18 protein-coding genes are annotated in these 16,018 nt (G+C 61.8%); 9 read left to right on the top strand and 9 right to left on the bottom strand.

The genetic code is table 11. The features are described 5' to 3' along the window. Window positions 1-2: 2 nt before the first annotated feature. Together mraZ and BLR85_RS13990 are read right to left on the bottom strand one after the other, a co-directional pair. Complete coding sequence (gene mraZ, locus BLR85_RS13995) at window positions 3-503, bottom strand: division/cell wall cluster transcriptional repressor MraZ (protein WP_093157063.1); 501 nt, start codon at window positions 501-503, stop codon at window positions 3-5. 639 nt (window positions 504-1,142) lie between these two features. Then, window positions 1,143-2,234: an Mrp/NBP35 family ATP-binding protein gene (locus BLR85_RS13990; protein WP_093157061.1), complete on the bottom strand. Its 1,092-nt coding sequence runs from the start codon at window positions 2,232-2,234 to the stop codon at window positions 1,143-1,145. 297 nt (window positions 2,235-2,531) lie between these two features. Here BLR85_RS13990 and BLR85_RS13985 point away from each other — a divergent pair, with 297 nt between their 5' ends. Further along, the gene (locus BLR85_RS13985; protein WP_244520731.1) at window positions 2,532-2,750 is read left to right on the top strand and encodes a DUF1127 domain-containing protein; all 219 of its coding nucleotides are present in this window, start codon (window positions 2,532-2,534) and stop codon (window positions 2,748-2,750) included. A gap of 316 nt (window positions 2,751-3,066) precedes the next feature. On the opposite strand, the gene BLR85_RS28510 is transcribed toward BLR85_RS13985, so the two are convergent. Further along, complete coding sequence (locus BLR85_RS28510) at window positions 3,067-3,333, bottom strand: hypothetical protein (protein ID WP_139188392.1); 267 nt, start codon at window positions 3,331-3,333, stop codon at window positions 3,067-3,069. A gap of 97 nt (window positions 3,334-3,430) precedes the next feature. Here BLR85_RS28510 and BLR85_RS13980 point away from each other — a divergent pair, with 97 nt between their 5' ends. The 3 genes from BLR85_RS13980 (at window position 3,431) to BLR85_RS13970 (ending at window position 4,573) form a co-directional block, all read left to right on the top strand. Further along, window positions 3,431-3,649 (top strand): DUF1127 domain-containing protein, encoded by a 219-nt coding sequence (locus BLR85_RS13980; RefSeq protein ID WP_244520730.1) that lies wholly within the window; start codon window positions 3,431-3,433, stop codon window positions 3,647-3,649. Between the two features lie 287 nt (window positions 3,650-3,936). Beyond that, window positions 3,937-4,140 carry a DUF1127 domain-containing protein gene (locus tag BLR85_RS13975; protein ID WP_093157055.1) on the top strand — a complete coding sequence of 68 codons (204 nt, stop codon included), beginning with the start codon at window positions 3,937-3,939 and terminating at the stop codon, window positions 4,138-4,140. A gap of 211 nt (window positions 4,141-4,351) precedes the next feature. Continuing rightward, the gene (locus tag BLR85_RS13970; protein WP_093157052.1) at window positions 4,352-4,573 is read left to right on the top strand and encodes a DUF1127 domain-containing protein; all 222 of its coding nucleotides are present in this window, start codon (window positions 4,352-4,354) and stop codon (window positions 4,571-4,573) included. 111 nt (window positions 4,574-4,684) lie between these two features. Here BLR85_RS13970 and BLR85_RS13965 read toward each other — a convergent pair whose 3' ends face one another. Both BLR85_RS13965 and BLR85_RS13960 read right to left on the bottom strand, forming a co-directional pair. After that, complete coding sequence (locus tag BLR85_RS13965; protein ID WP_093157049.1) at window positions 4,685-5,098, bottom strand: response regulator; 414 nt, start codon at window positions 5,096-5,098, stop codon at window positions 4,685-4,687. 72 nt (window positions 5,099-5,170) lie between these two features. Continuing rightward, entirely contained in the window at window positions 5,171-7,612 is a 2,442-nt protein-coding gene (locus BLR85_RS13960; protein ID WP_093157046.1) for an ATP-dependent helicase, read from the bottom strand. A gap of 229 nt (window positions 7,613-7,841) precedes the next feature. On the opposite strand from BLR85_RS13960, the gene BLR85_RS13955 reads away from it, so the two are divergent. Beyond that, window positions 7,842-11,282 (top strand): pyruvate carboxylase, encoded by a 3,441-nt coding sequence (locus tag BLR85_RS13955; protein WP_093157043.1) that lies wholly within the window; start codon window positions 7,842-7,844, stop codon window positions 11,280-11,282. A gap of 302 nt (window positions 11,283-11,584) precedes the next feature. Here BLR85_RS13955 and BLR85_RS13950 read toward each other — a convergent pair whose 3' ends face one another. Continuing rightward, on the bottom strand, window positions 11,585-11,971 hold the full coding sequence (locus tag BLR85_RS13950) for a DUF2147 domain-containing protein (protein WP_093157040.1): 387 nt from the start codon (window positions 11,969-11,971) through the stop codon (window positions 11,585-11,587). A 135-nt stretch (window positions 11,972-12,106) separates the two neighbouring features. On the opposite strand from BLR85_RS13950, the gene hisA reads away from it, so the two are divergent. From hisA to BLR85_RS13930, 4 genes are all read left to right on the top strand, one after another. After that, window positions 12,107-12,826 carry a 1-(5-phosphoribosyl)-5-[(5-phosphoribosylamino)methylideneamino]imidazole-4-carboxamide isomerase gene (gene hisA / locus BLR85_RS13945; protein ID WP_093157038.1) on the top strand — a complete coding sequence of 240 codons (720 nt, stop codon included), beginning with the start codon at window positions 12,107-12,109 and terminating at the stop codon, window positions 12,824-12,826. Between the two features lie 92 nt (window positions 12,827-12,918). Next, the gene (locus tag BLR85_RS13940; RefSeq protein WP_244520729.1) at window positions 12,919-13,101 is read left to right on the top strand and encodes a hypothetical protein; all 183 of its coding nucleotides are present in this window, start codon (window positions 12,919-12,921) and stop codon (window positions 13,099-13,101) included. A 4-nt stretch (window positions 13,102-13,105) separates the two neighbouring features. Then, entirely contained in the window at window positions 13,106-13,867 is a 762-nt protein-coding gene (hisF, locus tag BLR85_RS13935) for an imidazole glycerol phosphate synthase subunit HisF (RefSeq protein WP_093157035.1), read from the top strand. A 64-nt stretch (window positions 13,868-13,931) separates the two neighbouring features. Continuing rightward, complete coding sequence (locus BLR85_RS13930) at window positions 13,932-14,246, top strand: phosphoribosyl-ATP diphosphatase (protein ID WP_093157032.1); 315 nt, start codon at window positions 13,932-13,934, stop codon at window positions 14,244-14,246. 10 nt (window positions 14,247-14,256) lie between these two features. Here the strand turns inward: BLR85_RS13930 and BLR85_RS13925 are convergent, their stop codons facing one another. From BLR85_RS13925 to rlmB, 3 genes are all read right to left on the bottom strand, one after another. Beyond that, the gene (locus BLR85_RS13925; protein WP_093157029.1) at window positions 14,257-14,694 is read right to left on the bottom strand and encodes a CoA-binding protein; all 438 of its coding nucleotides are present in this window, start codon (window positions 14,692-14,694) and stop codon (window positions 14,257-14,259) included. A 227-nt stretch (window positions 14,695-14,921) separates the two neighbouring features. Further along, window positions 14,922-15,215, bottom strand: a complete 294-nt coding sequence (locus BLR85_RS13920; protein ID WP_093157026.1) for a hypothetical protein — start codon at window positions 15,213-15,215, stop codon at window positions 14,922-14,924. A 1-nt stretch (window position 15,216) separates the two neighbouring features. Continuing rightward, a complete protein-coding gene (rlmB, locus tag BLR85_RS13915; protein ID WP_093157023.1) occupies window positions 15,217-16,005 on the bottom strand; it encodes a 23S rRNA (guanosine(2251)-2'-O)-methyltransferase RlmB in 789 nt (262 codons plus the stop codon). Window positions 16,006-16,018 lie beyond the last annotated feature (13 nt).

Raw genomic sequence — 16,018 nt, 5'->3', positions numbered from 1 at the left:
GCTCAGAGACCTCCTCCCTCCAGGAGCGTCAGCGGATCGACATCGTCGGGCAGTTCGTCCAGCATCGCTTCGGTCTGCGGGGCGACTTCCTGATCATAGGTCTCCGGGTTCCAGATATGGAACGTGTCGTGGGAGGCGACGAAAAGCGCTTCCCCTTCCAGCCCGATCATGTCGCGAATGTTCTGCGGCAACAGCAGGCGCCCGTTGTCATCCACGGTCGCCGGGTGCGACTGCGCGTTGAAATAGGCTTCCATCATGCGCCGCTCCTTGGAGCCGCGCGTGAGGGCGCTGATCTTGGCATCGACTTCGGCCGCGGCCTCCATCGTGTAGACTTCGAGGAATTTCTTGCGGGAGGTGCCGTAATGCACGACGAGGTTCGGCTGCAGGCCATCTTTCCACTCAGGGTCACAGGCTTCCAGAACACGACGAAACGGGGCGGGTACCGAAACCCTGCCCTTCGCGTCGACCTTGTTACGGCCCTGACCTCTGAATACACGCGCCACTTTGAGCGCTCCTTGCTGCCTCTCGTTCTCGTCCCGTTAACGAAAACGGCAGATCAGACTGCTGCCACTGTCTGATCTGCCGCCCTCGTCCCATCGCTGGGTGCGTCCGATCGCGCGTGCCACCTGGGGGGATGTCTGCTCGCTCACGCGTCGGATCTCTTTTTTTCGATGAAAAGCGGGTGCCTGTATGAAACCTGACTTTGGGAAGTTCCGGGGTCTGTCGCCCCTTTTTGTCTGCCCGTCCTCATCGTGTGAATTCACTATGCCGCCCACCTTAATGGAAATCAACCCACTTTGCCCCACACACACCCACCTGAAGAAAATCGGGGCTTAGAGAGGACAGAAGAACACGTCATATTTGGCACAAATAGCGATTTATGACCTTTCAGACACAAGATATGCCAAACCGCCGTTAACAAAAAAATCTCGAAAATTCTCCCGAAATCATGAATTCGGCCCGTTTTTTCGCGTCCATCCCGTCTCGGACCATGATTTCCCATACGAATCAAGCCGCACAAGGCAGTGCGATTCGTCATGTCGCAACCCTGGGACAGGTCGGTGTCACGATTTCCCATCGACAAACGCAAAACGGGAGGGGTTGCCCCCTCCCGTTCTGATTTTCAACGAATGCGGGCTGGATCAGGCCATGCCGCCGCCGACGAGTCGCGCCGCCAGAGCGGCATAGGCTTCGGCCGCAGGGCCCTCGCCCAAGGCGACCGGCGCCCCGGAATCGCCCGCGATCCGGGTTTCCAGCTCCAGCGGAAGTGCCCCGAGGAAGGGCACATCCATCGCCTGCGCCTCGGCAGCCACGCCACCATGACCGAACAGATGCGCCTCATGTCCGCAGCTAGGACATATATAAGTAGACATGTTCTCGATCAGACCGAGGATCGGCACCTTGAGCTTGGTGAACATGTCGATCGCGCGGCGCGCATCGAGCAGGGCGACATCCTGGGGCGTCGAGACGACGATCGCGCCGCTGGTCCGGTATTTCTGGCCGAGGGTGAGCTGGACGTCGCCGGTTCCCGGCGGCAGGTCGATGATCAGCACATCAAGCTCGCCCCAGGCGACATCCCCCATCATCTGCTGAAGCGCGCCCATGAGCATCGGGCCACGCCAGATCACTGCCTCGGCCTCCTTTAGAAGCGAGCCCATGGACATGAGCGTGACGCCATGCGCCTTCAGTGGCACGATGGTTTTGCCATCCGGCGAGGCCGGCCGGCCGCTTGCCCCCATCATCCGCGGCTGAGACGGACCATATATATCCGCATCTAGAAGCCCGACACGCCGCCCCTGCCGCGCAAGCGCCACCGCGAGGTTCGCCGAAACCGTGGACTTGCCGACGCCCCCCTTGCCAGAACCGACAAGAAGAATACCCGCGATGCCCGGAACGTCCTGCGGTCCGGCGGGCTGCGCCGTGGGATGCCGGCCCACCTTCAGGTTCGGCGGCGAACCAGCCGGCGCTGCACCAGCCGGGGGAGCAGAATGTGCTGTCAGCACTGCGGAAACCGATGTCACGTCGTTGAGCTTGGCCACGACACCCTCGGCGGCCTGCCGAACCGGCTCCATCGCCCGCGCCATTTGGTCGGATTCGGCCTCGATGACGAAGCTGACCCTCCCACTCGAATCGACAGAGAGCGCACGCACGAGGTCGCGTGAGACCAAATCGCCACCATCTTCCAGAGATACGCCCTTCAGCGCCTTGACAACTTCTTCACGGGTTAGAGCCATTTTCCTGTCCGACCTTCCGAAAATCCTACCGTTACACCTAATCTCCCCACTGCCGAGCGCAAGTCACGTCCGCGCCTCGCCCAAAAAAGCAGCGATCTGCCCCCTAAAAGGTCAGGGCTACATATGCAAATGCTGCATAGCGGCATTGAGGCTGCCGGTGATTGCGCAAACGGTTTCCATCCTTATTTTGAAGTTCAACGAGGGCGCTAACGGAACGCAAGTCAGGCGCTAACACGAACGAAACCTGCTTCGAGTAGGATGGTGAGACAAGCGGCTGGACCCGCAAGGAGCGAGTAGATGGCAACGGCAAGGAATGCACAAGTCATGCGCAGCCGCACATCTGGCAATCGTTTCTCCACCGCACTGCGCGGTGCGACCGGATGGCTCGGGAAAGCGCGGAAGTTCCGCCAAACCCGGAGTGAACTGTCGGCGCTGACCGATGCGGAACTGAACAAGCTGGGCCTCAGCCGGGACATGATCCGGCCGCTGGCATGGCAGGCTGCGAAAGCGGCGTAACGAGATAGAGTTTCAGAAACCCGTCCTCCTCCCTGAGTTTTCTGATACGGCGGCAACACCCTCCTCCTCCCTGGTGTTGCCGCCACAAGATACCGCCCGAAAGGGCTGAGATACGGAACCGGAAGCCCCTCCTCCTCCCTGGGTCATGGTTTCGGCGGCGGCACCCTCCTCCTCCCTGGTGTCACCGCAACTTACACGGTCGGGCGAGCCCGACGCGCCTGAGAGGCGCAGCGACATAGAGTTCCGAAGATCCGTCCTCCTCCCTGGGTCTTTCGGTTCCGCGGCGACACCTTCCTCCTCCCTGGTGTCGCCGCACCTAATTCCAGCCGGTTCGTCCGGCACGCGCGAAAGCGCGGCACATGGTTACAGAAAACCCGTCCTCCTCCCTGGGTTTTCTGCATTCCGGCGGCGACACCTCCTCCTCCCTGGTGTCGCCGCCATTTTTTTTATTTTCCACCGCACAAAGCCGAATTGGAAAGCTGCGCTTAACCTGCGCGAAGCAGCGCTTAACGCTAACATCATAGCTCACGGCAAAAACTGCATAGCGGCTTTGACCATTCTTCGGATTGTCCAAATCCGCCATTTCACTAAATTGAGGCTCAAGAGAGCGCTAACAATGACTGATTGGACGCCTCAAACCCGGTTCGGAATGGTTCCGAACAATCCGAAGGAAGATGAAAATGGAAATCGCTGCCAACACCTCCCGTATTGAAACCGGCGTCAACGCATCCTGGTTTTCTGCGATGGTCGATGGTGGGCTGACCAAGCTGCGCCAGTTCCGCGCCTATCGCCGGACCATGGACGAGTTGAACACGCTCGATGATCGCGAACTTGCCGACCTCGGCCTGAGCCGCGCAATGTTCCGCGGAATCGCACGCGAGGCCGCACTTAAATCCTGAGTTTTACCAGACTACGGTTTATCTCCTCCCTCAAGACCGTAGATTAAAATGGCGACGACACCCTCCTCCTCCCTGGTGTCGTCGCCATTTCTTTTTTTGCGCCCGCTTTTGTGCCGAAAAATGAACCTCCGATGAAAATCAGATTGCAAATGCTGCATGGTAGCATTGCCCAAACAAGCGTTTAAACCGCAGCAATTCGACGTATCTTAGTCAGTGAAGATAGCGCTAACAATTAGAACAGCGCGATGAGACAAATGCCGATAGCGGCACTGAGTAAAGGATTGAAAATGGAAACGACCTATACCGCCAACAGCACCACCAGCTGGTTCTCTGCCCCGATCGAAGCCCTTCGCGTGAACCTGCAGAAGCGCAAGATCTATCGCCAGACCTACTGTGAACTGTCCAGCCTCTCGGACCGTGCGCTGGCCGACCTGGGCCTGAGCCGCTCCATGATCAAGAGCCTCGCTCGCGAGGCCGCCTACGGCGCCTGATCTGGCGTGAACCGAAATCGGATGGCCCCTCCTCCTCCCTGGGCAGATCCGGTCAGGCGGCGGCACGTATCTCCTCCCTCGTGCCGCCGGTGAAAAGACGAGACGACAACGGGACATTCCCGTGAATCCTCCCCTCGGAGCGCGAAGCTCGAAATGCAGCGCTCCTGACACCCGATCGGCAAGTTGCCGACTATTCCCCAAGGAGCCTGAAATGGCATATGTGTCCGAAACGCCCCGTGTTGCTGGTGGCTTCACCCCAGCCTGGTTTTCGGCAATGGTCGAAGCCTACAGAATCGTTCGCATCCGCCGCGAAGCCTATCGCCGCACGTTCAACGAGTTGAGCGCGATGAATGACAAGGAACTGGCCGATATCGGGCTGAGCAGCCTGATGGTGCGTGACATCGCAAGGCAAGCCGCCGCGATGGCTGCGTAAGCGGCGAAAGACCTTTCTTCCGGAAAGATCCCCCGAGAGACATCGGGTTTCTTTTGGGAAAACGCTCGAAACGGCCCTTTGGTAACGCGGGCAACCGTATCGGATTGCGGTTTACTGCCGGAACTCGGCGCAGCCGCTTTCAAGACATGGAACAGGCGCGCGGCGCTCGTTGCTCTGAACCGCGTTGCAGACTTCGACAAGATCCTCGATGTCCACGGGTTTCCGTATCGCCGCCGCAACGGCGGGCGACATGGCAAACAGTGTCTTGCGGGAATACTCCGCCGAACCGCTCACGACCACCACTTTGCACAGCGGGTTGCGATAGGTGGCCAAGGTCGCAACCCCAAGCGCTTGTGAGCCATTCATGCACAGGTCCAGCACAACCAGGTCATAGGCCGTGCTCTGGAGCAACTTGAGCGCCTCTGCCTCGGTATCGACCAGCAGCATCGCATGACCGGCTCGCTCGAGGACATCGCCCCACAGGGCCCCCAGGTTAGGATCGTCCTCGACAACCAGTATTCTCATGCGCTCACTCCGCGACTCGGCGAACAGGGAAAACTTTATCCGGACCCCTAATTACACACAAAATGTCGCAGGTCAAAAGGGCACATCATCGGCTGAGGCCGCCGGAACGACGAATTTCGCGACAACTTTCTTCACCCCGGCCTTGTCGAAGGCGATGTCAAGCTTGTCGCCCTCGATCGCCGTGACCGCGCCATAGCCGAATTTCGTGTGGAACACCCTGTCTCCCAAGCCAAAGGCCGAGACGGCCTCCAGGTCGATCGTGATGTTGCGGGTTTCGCGCGGCTGCCCCGTCGGGCGCGTCTGGCTGCGGGCCTGCATCCGTTTCCAGCCAGGCGAATTGTAGACATCGGCCCGCGATGCCTTCTCGTGCAGGTCCGAGCGCGCGGGCTGGGCCGTGGCCGCAGCACCGTAGCCGCCGCCATAGAGCCCCGGCGGGGTCAGCACATCGACATGCGCTTCGGGCAATTCATCAATGAAACGCGAGGGTAGCGCCGACTGCCACTGGCCATAGATCCGGCGATTGGCGGCGAAGGAAATCGTGCAGAGTTCCTCGGCACGCGTGATGCCGACATAGGCCAGCCGCCGTTCCTCCTCCAGCCCCTTGAGCCCGGTCTCGTCCATCGCCCGCTGGCTGGGGAACAACCCGTCCTCCCAGCCCGGCAGGAAGACGGCCGGAAATTCCAGCCCCTTGGCCGCGTGCAGCGTCATCAGCGTGACCTTGGCCTCGGAATCCTCGGTCTCGTTGTCCATGATCAACGCGACATGCTCTAGGAAACCCTGAAGATTGTCGAAATTTTCCAGCGCCTTGACCAGCTCCTTGAGGTTTTCCAACCGCCCAGGCGCTTCAGGTGTCCTTTCGTTCTGCCAATGCGCCGTGTAGCCGGATTCCTCGAGAATCGTCTCGGCCAGTTCGATATGCGACACGCGCGGCCCCGCGCCCGGCGCGCTTGCCACGAAGAGCCCGTCATCGAGCACATCGTCATCGTCTGGCAAAGGCGGCGCGGTGCCGACGGCGGCGCGATGCCAACGCTCCAGCCCGCTCAACAATTCGGCCAGCGCTTTCGCGCCCTTGCCAGTCAGCCCCTTGGCAGCCAACAGGATCTTCGCGCCGTCCACCAACGACACCCCGTTAGCGCGCGCCGCCACCTGGATTTTCTGCTGAGCCTTGTCGCCAAGACCGCGCTTGGGCGTGTTCACGATACGCTCGAAGGCGAGATCGTCCTCGAGACTCACCGCGAGCCGGAAATAGGCCATCGCATCGCGGATCTCCATCCGCTCGTAGAAACGCGGCCCCCCGATGACGCGATAGGGCAGACCGATGGTCAGGAAACGATCCTCGAAGGCCCGCATCTGGTGCGAGGCACGAACCAGAATCGCGCATTCATCGAGACCAATCGGCCGCTGGCCACGCGTGCCCGGCCCCATCGCCTCCAGCTCTTCGCCGATCCAACGCGCCTCTTCCTCGCCGTCCCAATGGCCAATGAGGCGAACCTTTTCGCCGCCCTCGGCCGCCGTCCAGAGCGTCTTGCCAAGCCGGCCCTTGTTGGCCTCGATCACACCGGAGGCAGCGGCCAGGATATGGGCGGTGGAGCGGTAGTTCTGTTCCAGCCGCACCACGACGGCGCCCGGAAAATCCTTTTCGAACCGCAGGATATTGCCCACTTCGGCGCCCCGCCAACCGTAGATCGACTGGTCGTCATCGCCCACGCAGCAGATATTCTTGTGCCCGCCGGCCAGAAGACGCAGCCAAAGGTACTGGGCCACGTTGGTGTCCTGGTACTCGTCGACCAGAATGTAGCGGAACCAGCGTTGATACTGGGCGAGCACGTCCTCGTGGCGCTGAAAGACCGTCACCACATGCAGCAGCAGGTCGCCGAAATCCACGGCGTTGAGTGTCCGAAGCCGCTCCTGGTACTGGGCGTAAAGCGCCACCCCCTTGCGGTCGAAGGCGCCCGACTCTGCAGACGGCACCGTGTCCGGCGTCCAGGCCCGGTTCTTCCAATTTTCGATCACCTGCGCCAGGTGGCGTGGCGGCCAGCGTTTCTCGTCGATCCCGGCGGCCACGATCAACTGCTTGAGCAGGCGTTGCTGGTCATCGGTATCGAGAATGGTGAAATTCGACTTCAAGCCAACCAGTTCGGCATGCCGCCGCAACAGCTTCACACAGATCGCGTGGAAGGTGCCAAGCCACGGCATTCCCTCGACAGATTCGCCCAGAAGCCGCGCCACCCGCTCCTTCATTTCCCGCGCGGCCTTGTTGGTGAATGTCACCGCGAGAATCTCGTTCGGCCGCGCAGACCCGGTATTGAGCAAATGCGCAATTCGCGCCGTCAGCGCCTTGGTCTTGCCGGTCCCGGCACCGGCCAGCATCAGCACCGGCCCATTCAGCGTTTCGACAGCGTCCCGCTGCGCCGGGTTCAGCTCATCGAGATAGGGCATCGAGCGCGCCGCCATGGCGCGCTGCGAAAGCGGAACTGCGGCCGCGAAGGCCTCTTCGTCATCGTAACTGCTCATGCCCACACCTTACCCTGCACGGCGGACAAGGAAAACCTGTGTTCGCCATGTGTTCCGCCGCTCTTCGTTACAACCAAACACCGGCACCAACGCAATATAATCTATTTTTTTGAATTATTATTATTATCATCGATTTTTTTAAAGATGACGCCATACCGATTTATACGTTATTGCCATGTAAACCCGAACCGACTTACACCTATGCTGCAACTGCAAAGGGAGGCCCGCCATGCCCGAATTCAACAAGATCCTTGTCGCCAACCGCGGCGAGATTGCCATTCGCGTCATGCGTGCAGCCTCTGAACTGCGCAAACGCACCGTTGCCGTCTATGCCGAGGAAGACAAGCTTTCCCTGCACCGGTTCAAGGCCGACGAAGCATATTCCATCGGCGAAGGTCTCGGCCCGGTCCAGGCCTATCTGTCGATCGACGAGATCATTCGGGTCGCTAAGGAATGTGGCGCCGACGCGATTCATCCCGGTTATGGGCTGCTTTCCGAGAACCCCGATTTCGTCGATGCCTGCACCGCCAACGGCATCGCCTTCATTGGGCCCAAGGCCGAAACCATGCGCCAGCTCGGCGACAAGGCCAGCGCGCGCAAGATCGCCGTCGAGGCCGGGGTGCCGGTCATTCCGGCCACCGGCGTGCTGGGCGATGACATGGAAGCGGTCAAGAAAGAGGCCGCCGAGATCGGCTACCCGCTGATGCTCAAGGCCTCCTGGGGCGGCGGCGGGCGCGGCATGCGCCCGATCATGAGCGAAAAGGAGCTGGTCGAAAAGGTGCTCGAAGGCCGGCGCGAGGCCGAGGCGGCCTTCGGCAATGGCGAAGGGTTCCTCGAGAAGATGATCACCCGCGCCCGGCATGTCGAGGTGCAGATCATCGGCGACCAGCATGGCAAGATCTATCACCTCTACGAGCGCGACTGCTCCGTGCAGCGCCGCAACCAGAAGGTCGTGGAACGCGCACCCGCGCCGTATCTCTCCTCCGCACAGCGCGAGAAGATCTGCGCGCTCGGCAAGCGCATCTGCGAGCATGTGCACTACCAATGCGCCGGTACCGTCGAGTTCCTGATGGATATGGATTCGGGCGAGTTCTACTTCATCGAGGTGAACCCGCGCGTGCAGGTGGAACACACCGTCACCGAGGAAGTCACCGGGATCGACATCGTCCGCGCCCAGATCCTCGTGACCGAGGGCAAGAGCCTGATCGAGGCGACTGGCGTTGCGAGCCAGTATGACGTGAAACTCGACGGCCACGCCATGCAGTGCCGGATCACCACCGAGGACCCGCGCAACAATTTCATCCCCGATTACGGCCGCATCACTGGCTATCGCGGTGCCACCGGGATGGGCGTCCGGCTCGACGGCGGCACGGCCTATACAGGCGCGGTGATCACCCGCTATTACGACTCGCTGCTGGAAAAAGTCACCGTCTGGGCGCCGACGCCCGAGGATGCGATCGCCCGGATGGACCGCGCGCTGCGTGAGTTCCGCATCCGTGGCGTTGCCACCAACATCGCCTTCGTCGAGAACCTGCTCGCGCATCCGATGTTCCTCAACAACGAATACCACACCAAGTTCATCGACGAGACGCCGGAGCTGTTCCACTTCCCGCGACGCAAGGACCGCGCGACGAAGCTCTTGCGCTACATCGCCGATATCACTGTGAACGGACACCCGGACGTTGCGGGCCGGCCCAAGCCACCCGCCGATATTCGCCAGCCCGTGGTTCCGCCGCTGCTGACACACAATCCGAAGCCCGGCACGCGCAACATCCTTGAGGATTTCGGCCCCCAGGCCGTCGCCGACTGGATGGCGGACCAGAAACAGCTGCTGATCACCGACACCACCATGCGGGACGGCCACCAGTCGCTCCTGGCCACCCGGATGCGCTCCATCGACATGATCAACGTTGCGCCCGCCTATTCGGCAAACCTGCCGCAGCTCTTCTCGGTGGAATGCTGGGGCGGCGCGACCTTCGACGTCGCCTATCGTTTCCTGCAGGAATGCCCCTGGCAACGTCTGCGCGACCTGCGCGCTGCCATGCCCAACCTGATGACCCAGATGCTGCTGCGCGGGGCCAACGGCGTGGGCTACACCAACTATCCCGACAACGTGGTGCAGGCCTTCGTGAAACAGGCCGCCGAGACCGGCATCGACGTCTTCCGCGTCTTCGACAGCCTCAACTGGGTCGAGAACATGCGCGTCGCGATGGATGCGGTGGTCGAGAACAACAAGGTCTGCGAGGGCACCGTCTGCTACACGGGCGATATTCTGAACCCAGACCGGGCCAAGTATGACCTGAACTACTATGTCGCCACGGCCAAGGACCTGAAGGCCGCCGGCGCGCATATTCTCGGGCTGAAGGACATGGCAGGCCTCTTGAAGCCCGCCGCCGCGCGGGTGCTGATCAAGGCGCTGAAGGAAGAGGTCGGCCTGCCGATCCATTTCCACACCCATGACACCGCCGGCATTGCCTGCGCCACGATCCTGGCCGCTTCCGAGGCGGGCGTGGACGCGGTCGACTGCGCGATGGACGCTTTCTCCGGCAACACCTCGCAGGCCACGCTCGGCACCGTGGTCGAGGCGCTGGCTCATACCGATCGTGACACGGGGCTCGATATCGAGGAAATCCGCCGGATATCCAACTACTTCGAAGCCGTGCGTGGCCATTACGTCGCCTTCGAGAGCGGCATGCAGGCGCCCGCCTCCGAAGTCTACCTGCATGAGATGCCGGGCGGACAGTTCACCAATCTCAAGGCGCAGGCCCGCTCGATGGGTCTGGACGAACGCTGGCACGAGGTGGCCCACATGTATGCCGAGGTGAACCAGATGTTCGGCGACATCGTGAAGGTCACACCGTCTTCCAAGGTGGTGGGCGATATGGCGCTGATGATGGTCTCCCAGGGCCTCACCCGCGCCGATGTCGAAAATCCGGAGCGGGACGTCTCCTTCCCGGACTCGGTGATCGACATGATGCGCGGCGCGCTCGGTCAACCCCCGGGCGGCTGGCCCGCGGCCCTGCAAAAGAAGATCCTCAAGGGCGAAGCCCCCTCCACGGAGCGTCCGGGCAAGAACCTTGCCCCGATCGATCTCGAAAAGGTGCGCGCGGAGATGAAGGCGAGCTTCGACTACGATCCCGATGACGAGGATCTCAACGGCTACCTGATGTATCCGAAGGTCTTCAGCCAGTATCGCGCGCGCAACGAGGAATACGGCCCCGTCCGCGTCCTGCCGACCCACAGCTTCTTCTACGGAATGGTGCCGAGCGAGCAGATCACGCCCGCTATCGAGAAGGCCAAGACGCTGGAAATCCGCATGCAGGCGGTCTCCGAGACCAACGAGGAAGGTCTGGTGAAGGTCTTCTTCGAACTCAACGGCGAACCGCGCGTCATCCGGGTACCCGACCGCAAGAGCCAGGGCGCGGTGGCGGTGCGCCCGAAGGCAGAAGTGGGCAATGCCAGCCATGTCGGCGCGCCGATGCCGGGCTCGATCGCCTCGGTCGGCGTTCAGCCGGGGCAGAAAGTCTCGACAGGTGACCTGATGGTGACCATCGAGGCGATGAAGATGGAAACCGGCATCCATGCCGAGCGAGATGCCGTGATCAAGGCGGTCCATGTGCGTCCGGGCGAACAGGTGGACGCCAAGGACCTGCTGGTCGAGTTCGAATAACGTACCCTGCGGCCACGGCTTCGGCCATGGCCGCGACCCGAACCGCTCGGGCTGCTGAACGTTGCTTGTATTCGGGGGCGTGCGCTTTGCGCGCGTTGAACGATCTTGCAGATCGTGCCTCCGGCGGGGAGATTTGCCGGAAAGATGAATGGGGATGGCGCCTTATTCCCCTTTCCCGAAATATCCTGGGGGAGTGCTCGCGAGTGCACTGGGGGCGAAGCCCCCGTTGTCCGCCACAGGATTTCGGCCGGCCACGGAAGCGCCGGCAGCGCCGCCCCTTCAGTTCAACGTTGTTTTTCGGGTTACTTCACCCGGGTCCAGGTCTGGCTGCGGCAGATCGGGCCGACGCAGCCGGACACTTTGAGGGCATTGCCGTTCAAGGTCATCTTGGACTTGTAGGTCTTGTCAAGGTCGGGCGCCCAGATCTTGCCGCCCGAATAGGCGCCGTTTCCATCGGCCTTCATGTCCCAGACCATGCGCTTGCCGACCTTGTCGGAAGAAACCGAATTGCCGGAACTGTCGTAAGCCGTCCCCAGCGTTCCACAGATCATCCCACTGCAATCGGCGATCGTGACATGTGCGTAGTTTCCCTCGTCACCCGGCTGGGTTTTCCATACACCATGTATCGGATCGGCAGTGCCAATCGTGCCGAGGCAAGCGAAGACCGCCGCCAGTGCAAGAAGCTTCATCTCGTGTCCTCCCGGTAAGCTTTGGGCACACTGTCGCAGCCGGGCTCGACCGATCAACAATAACGTTCCGTCGCTTTGCATTCGCGCGCGTGTCGTGGCACAGAACATCCCGAGCAATAATGAAAGGCCAAAGCCATGATCCTCTATCCCGCCATCGACCTGAAGGACGGTCAATGCGTGCGTCTTCTGAAAGGCGATATGGACAAGGCGACCGTGTTTGGTGACGATCCGGCCGCACAGGCCCGGCGCTTCGTCGCGGCCGGTTGTGAATGGCTGCACCTGGTGGATCTGAATGGCGCTTTCGCTGGCCGGCCCGTCAATGCCGCGGCCGTCGAGGCGATCCTGGCAGCCGTGAACGTGCCGGTACAACTGGGCGGCGGCATTCGGGATATCGAGACAATCGAGATGTGGCTGGGCAAGGGCGTGTCACGGGTGATCCTCGGGACGGTTGCCGTCGAGAACCCGGAACTTGTCCGGGAGGTCGCCACGCTGTTTCCGGGCAAGGTGGCGGTCGGGCTGGACGCGCGAAATGGCAAGGTGGCCACGCGTGGCTGGGCCGAGGAAACGGAAGTGACAGTGACGCAGCTGGCCGGGCAGTTGGAAGACGCCGGCATCGCTGCGATTATCTATACTGATATAGACCGGGACGGCGCCATGCAGGGGCCGAACGTGCAGGCCACCGCCGCGCTGGCGCGCTCCACGACGATTCCGGTGATCGCCTCGGGGGGCGTTTCCTCGCTCAAGGATATCGAGGCGCTGCGCGATGCTGTCGGCATTTCCGGCGTGATCTCGGGCCGGGCGCTCTATGACGGCGCACTGGATCTGGGCGAGGCACTGCGCGCCCTTGCCGCTTGAACCGCGTTTTCGCGGTCCTCACCTTCGGGCCGTTTCTAATATGGGCGTTCTGCGCGGTTGGCGTGATTCTGCTGTCGGATTTGCGGGGTTGCGTGATCCAAGAAGGCTTTGCCAATCCTTGCCAGGTGGCAGGTGTCGAGATTGGGGTGCTCGCCTATTCGATGGGTGTTTTCGCGGCCTGGGGGCTGTTGATGGTCCTGCCCTTCAGCCTCGGCTCTGGCCTTCTCTGGGCAATCGTGGCACTTGTCGCCCATCTGATCAGACGCAGAGGCTGACCCCATGCTCAAGACCCGCATCATCCCCTGCCTGGACGTCAAGGAAGGCCGCGTCGTCAAGGGCGTGAATTTCGTCAACCTCATCGATGCCGGCGACCCGGTCGAGGCGGCCAAGGCCTATGACGCGGCCGGCGCCGACGAGTTGTGTTTCCTCGACATCAACGCAACCCATGAGAACCGGGGCACGATGTATGACCTGGCGACGCGCACGGCGGAGCAATGTTTCATGCCGCTGACGATCGGTGGCGGCGTGCGCACGCCCGAGGATGTGCGCAACCTGCTGCTGGCAGGCGCGGACAAGGTGAGTTTCAACTCTGCCGCCGTGGCCAACCCGGATGTCGTTGCGCAATCGGCGGAACGTTTCGGCAGCCAGTGCATCGTTGTCGCCATCGACGCAAAGACGGTGAGCCCCGGCAAGTGGGAGATCTTCACCCATGGCGGGCGGCGCCCGACGGGGATCGACGCGGTGGAGTTCGCCAAAACCGTGGTCGCCAAGGGCGCGGGCGAGATTCTGCTGACCTCGATGGATCGCGACGGGACACGAGCGGGCTTCAACCTGCCGCTGACGCGGGCGATATCGGATGCTGTGAGCGTTCCGGTGATTGCCTCGGGCGGCGTGGGCACGCTCGACCACCTCGTAGAGGGGGTGACCGAGGGCGGAGCGAGCGCGGTCCTGGCGGCCTCGATCTTCCATTTCGGGGATTACACGATCCGCGAGGCCAAGGAACATATGGCGGCGGCGGGGATTCCCGTTCGGCTGGACTGAGATTGCGGGACCGGGGGCCAGCCCCCGGACCCCCGGGATACTTCTTGAAAGATGAAGGCTGAAAATGAGTGCCATTGAACGGCTTGCCGAGACCATAGACGCCCGAAAGGGTTCGGATCCGGACTCGTCCTGGACAGCGAAGCTGTTCGCGAAGGGGCCGGAGAAATGTGCCGAGAAATTTGGTGAGGAGGCTGTGGAGGCAATCATCGAAGCGGTGAAGGGCGACCGGGAGAAGCTCACCGCGGAAGCCGCGGATGTGCTCTATCACCTGCTGGTCATGCTGGCTGCGCGGGATGTTTCGCTCGCGGATGTCGAAGCGGAGCTTGCGCGGCGCGAGGGCACGTCCGGGATCGTCGAGAAGGCCAGCCGGGGCGCGTAGCGCGCGACGTTCAGCCGACGCGCCAGTCCGGCCCGAAAAGGCGCGGTATCTCGATTTTCGGGCAGCGGTTTTCGATGACATCAAGGCCGCGCTCGCCCGCCATAATGGCGGCTTCGGCATTGGCCACGCCGATCTGCATCCAGACCGTGCGCAGCCGGGGCAAGTGAATCAGCGCCTCCGCCACGATTGGCGGAACCTGTTCCGAGCGGCGGAAGATGTCGATCATGTCCACTTCGGCTTTGATCTCGGACAGGCTGCCGGCCACGGTTTCGCCAAACAGCTCCTGTCCCGCCAGCCCGGGGTTCACCGGGATCACGCGGTATCCGCATTTCTTGAGAAACATGGAGACGTAATGGCTAGGGCGGGCCGGGTTTGCGGAGGCCCCGACGCAGGCGATGACGCGGCTGCGTTTGAAGATCTCGCGAATCTGTTGGTCGATAGGGTTCATGCGGCAAGATGTGCCCGCATCGCGTTCAAAAGAAAAGGCGCCCGGAAGTACCGAGCGCCAGTTGCGGAACGAGGGACAGTGCAGCGGGTTGCGTTGTTCCAAAACTGCAACCCATACCCATCATGTAGGTTTTATCTCGCATTATCCAAGAGAGTGTAATAAAAATGTGAACACGGCCGGTTTTCTCTTAAAAAGGACTTGACTACCTCTGCACCGCGAAGCGCGGCCTAGTCAAAGATATCCTCTATCTCGTCCAGAATATCACCGAACACTCTTCGAAACGACGATTTTTTCGGTTTGGAGCGCTTTTTCGACTTCGTTTTCTTTGCCGATCTGGGGTCAAAAGACGCCGTTTTGCTCGCGGATGACGTCTTCGTCGTCTTGCCGCTCGGCAAGATCTTGAGGTCGCTCAAGGGCGCACCGCAACCACCACAGGCCAAGCTATGGCGGTCTTCGCCAAGGACCAGCGCCGCGCGCAGGCCGCAGTAGCAGCAGGTTGCCAGCTTGGTATTTCGGTACATCCTATTCTCCGGTAGCCCTTACTTGTGTGGCATATAGGGCGACCGCGGCCGCATTGGAGACATTGAGAGAGCCAAAAGCGCCGGAAGCGTCGATTTTCACCAGTTTATCGCAAGTATTGCGGGTACGTTCCCGCAAGCCCGGGCCCTCTGCGCCCATCACGAGTCCGAGGGGAATGTTCCGTGCCTCTTCCGCTGCCTTCACCAGGTCGGTCTCAGCTTCGCCATCGAGACCGATGAGCAGGTAGCCCATTTCGCGCAGCTGGACCATGCTGTCGGCAAGGTTGCGGACCCGCAGGTAGGGTTGGCGTTCGAGCGCGCCGGAAGCCGTCTTGGCCAGTGCGCCGGTTTCGGGGGCGGAATGGCGGAGCGTACCGATCACGGCGCGGGCGCCGAAGACCTCGGCCGAGCGCAGGATGGCGCCCACGTTATGCGGGTCGGTCACGCGGTCCAACAGGACGACGCGCGGTGAGGCGCTTCCGGGCGCGCAGAGATCCTCCAGGCTACCCCAATCCAGCGGACGCACTTCCAGCGCCGCGCCCTGATGGACGGAGCCGGGATCGAGCGGCACCGGGAATTTGCGCGGATCGGCAATCTCGGGCTCAAGCCCGCCGATAGCGATGGCGTCGGCCAGCTTGTCGGCGGCGTTGCGCGTCACCACGAGGCGCAGCCGTTCACGGGCGGGGTTTTCCAGCGCATCGCGGACCGCATGCAGCCCGAACAGCCAGATCGTCTGTGCGGCGGCGGCGCGGCGGGCGCGTTCCTTGTCGATCACCCAGGTCGGTTTCTTCATGTCTGCAATCCTT

It is taken from the genome of Aliiruegeria lutimaris (assembly GCF_900099935.1).
GTDB classification, from domain to species: domain Bacteria; phylum Pseudomonadota; class Alphaproteobacteria; order Rhodobacterales; family Rhodobacteraceae; genus Tropicimonas; species Tropicimonas lutimaris.
The sequence above is the reverse complement of the archived record's forward strand: the minus strand, read 5'-3'. Positions and strand labels throughout refer to the sequence as shown.

Coding starts and splice junctions, on each gene's coding strand:
- BLR85_RS13990 (WP_093157061.1), bottom strand. CDS start 2,234: ATGGCTCTAACCCGTGAAGAAGTTGTCAAGGCGCTGAAGGGCGTATCT.
- BLR85_RS13985 (WP_244520731.1), top strand. CDS start 2,532: ATGGCAACGGCAAGGAATGCACAAGTCATGCGCAGCCGCACATCTGGC.
- BLR85_RS28510 (WP_139188392.1), bottom strand. CDS start 3,333: ATGGCGGATTTGGACAATCCGAAGAATGGTCAAAGCCGCTATGCAGTT.
- BLR85_RS13980 (WP_244520730.1), top strand. CDS start 3,431: ATGGAAATCGCTGCCAACACCTCCCGTATTGAAACCGGCGTCAACGCA.
- BLR85_RS13975 (WP_093157055.1), top strand. CDS start 3,937: ATGGAAACGACCTATACCGCCAACAGCACCACCAGCTGGTTCTCTGCC.
- BLR85_RS13970 (WP_093157052.1), top strand. CDS start 4,352: ATGGCATATGTGTCCGAAACGCCCCGTGTTGCTGGTGGCTTCACCCCA.
- BLR85_RS13965 (WP_093157049.1), bottom strand. CDS start 5,098: ATGAGAATACTGGTTGTCGAGGACGATCCTAACCTGGGGGCCCTGTGG.
- BLR85_RS13960 (WP_093157046.1), bottom strand. CDS start 7,612: ATGAGCAGTTACGATGACGAAGAGGCCTTCGCGGCCGCAGTTCCGCTT.
- BLR85_RS13955 (WP_093157043.1), top strand. CDS start 7,842: ATGCCCGAATTCAACAAGATCCTTGTCGCCAACCGCGGCGAGATTGCC.
- BLR85_RS13950 (WP_093157040.1), bottom strand. CDS start 11,971: ATGAAGCTTCTTGCACTGGCGGCGGTCTTCGCTTGCCTCGGCACGATT.
- hisA (WP_093157038.1), top strand. CDS start 12,107: ATGATCCTCTATCCCGCCATCGACCTGAAGGACGGTCAATGCGTGCGT.
- hisF (WP_093157035.1), top strand. CDS start 13,106: ATGCTCAAGACCCGCATCATCCCCTGCCTGGACGTCAAGGAAGGCCGC.
- BLR85_RS13930 (WP_093157032.1), top strand. CDS start 13,932: ATGAGTGCCATTGAACGGCTTGCCGAGACCATAGACGCCCGAAAGGGT.
- BLR85_RS13925 (WP_093157029.1), bottom strand. CDS start 14,694: ATGAACCCTATCGACCAACAGATTCGCGAGATCTTCAAACGCAGCCGC.
- BLR85_RS13920 (WP_093157026.1), bottom strand. CDS start 15,215: ATGTACCGAAATACCAAGCTGGCAACCTGCTGCTACTGCGGCCTGCGC.
- rlmB (WP_093157023.1), bottom strand. CDS start 16,005: ATGAAGAAACCGACCTGGGTGATCGACAAGGAACGCGCCCGCCGCGCC.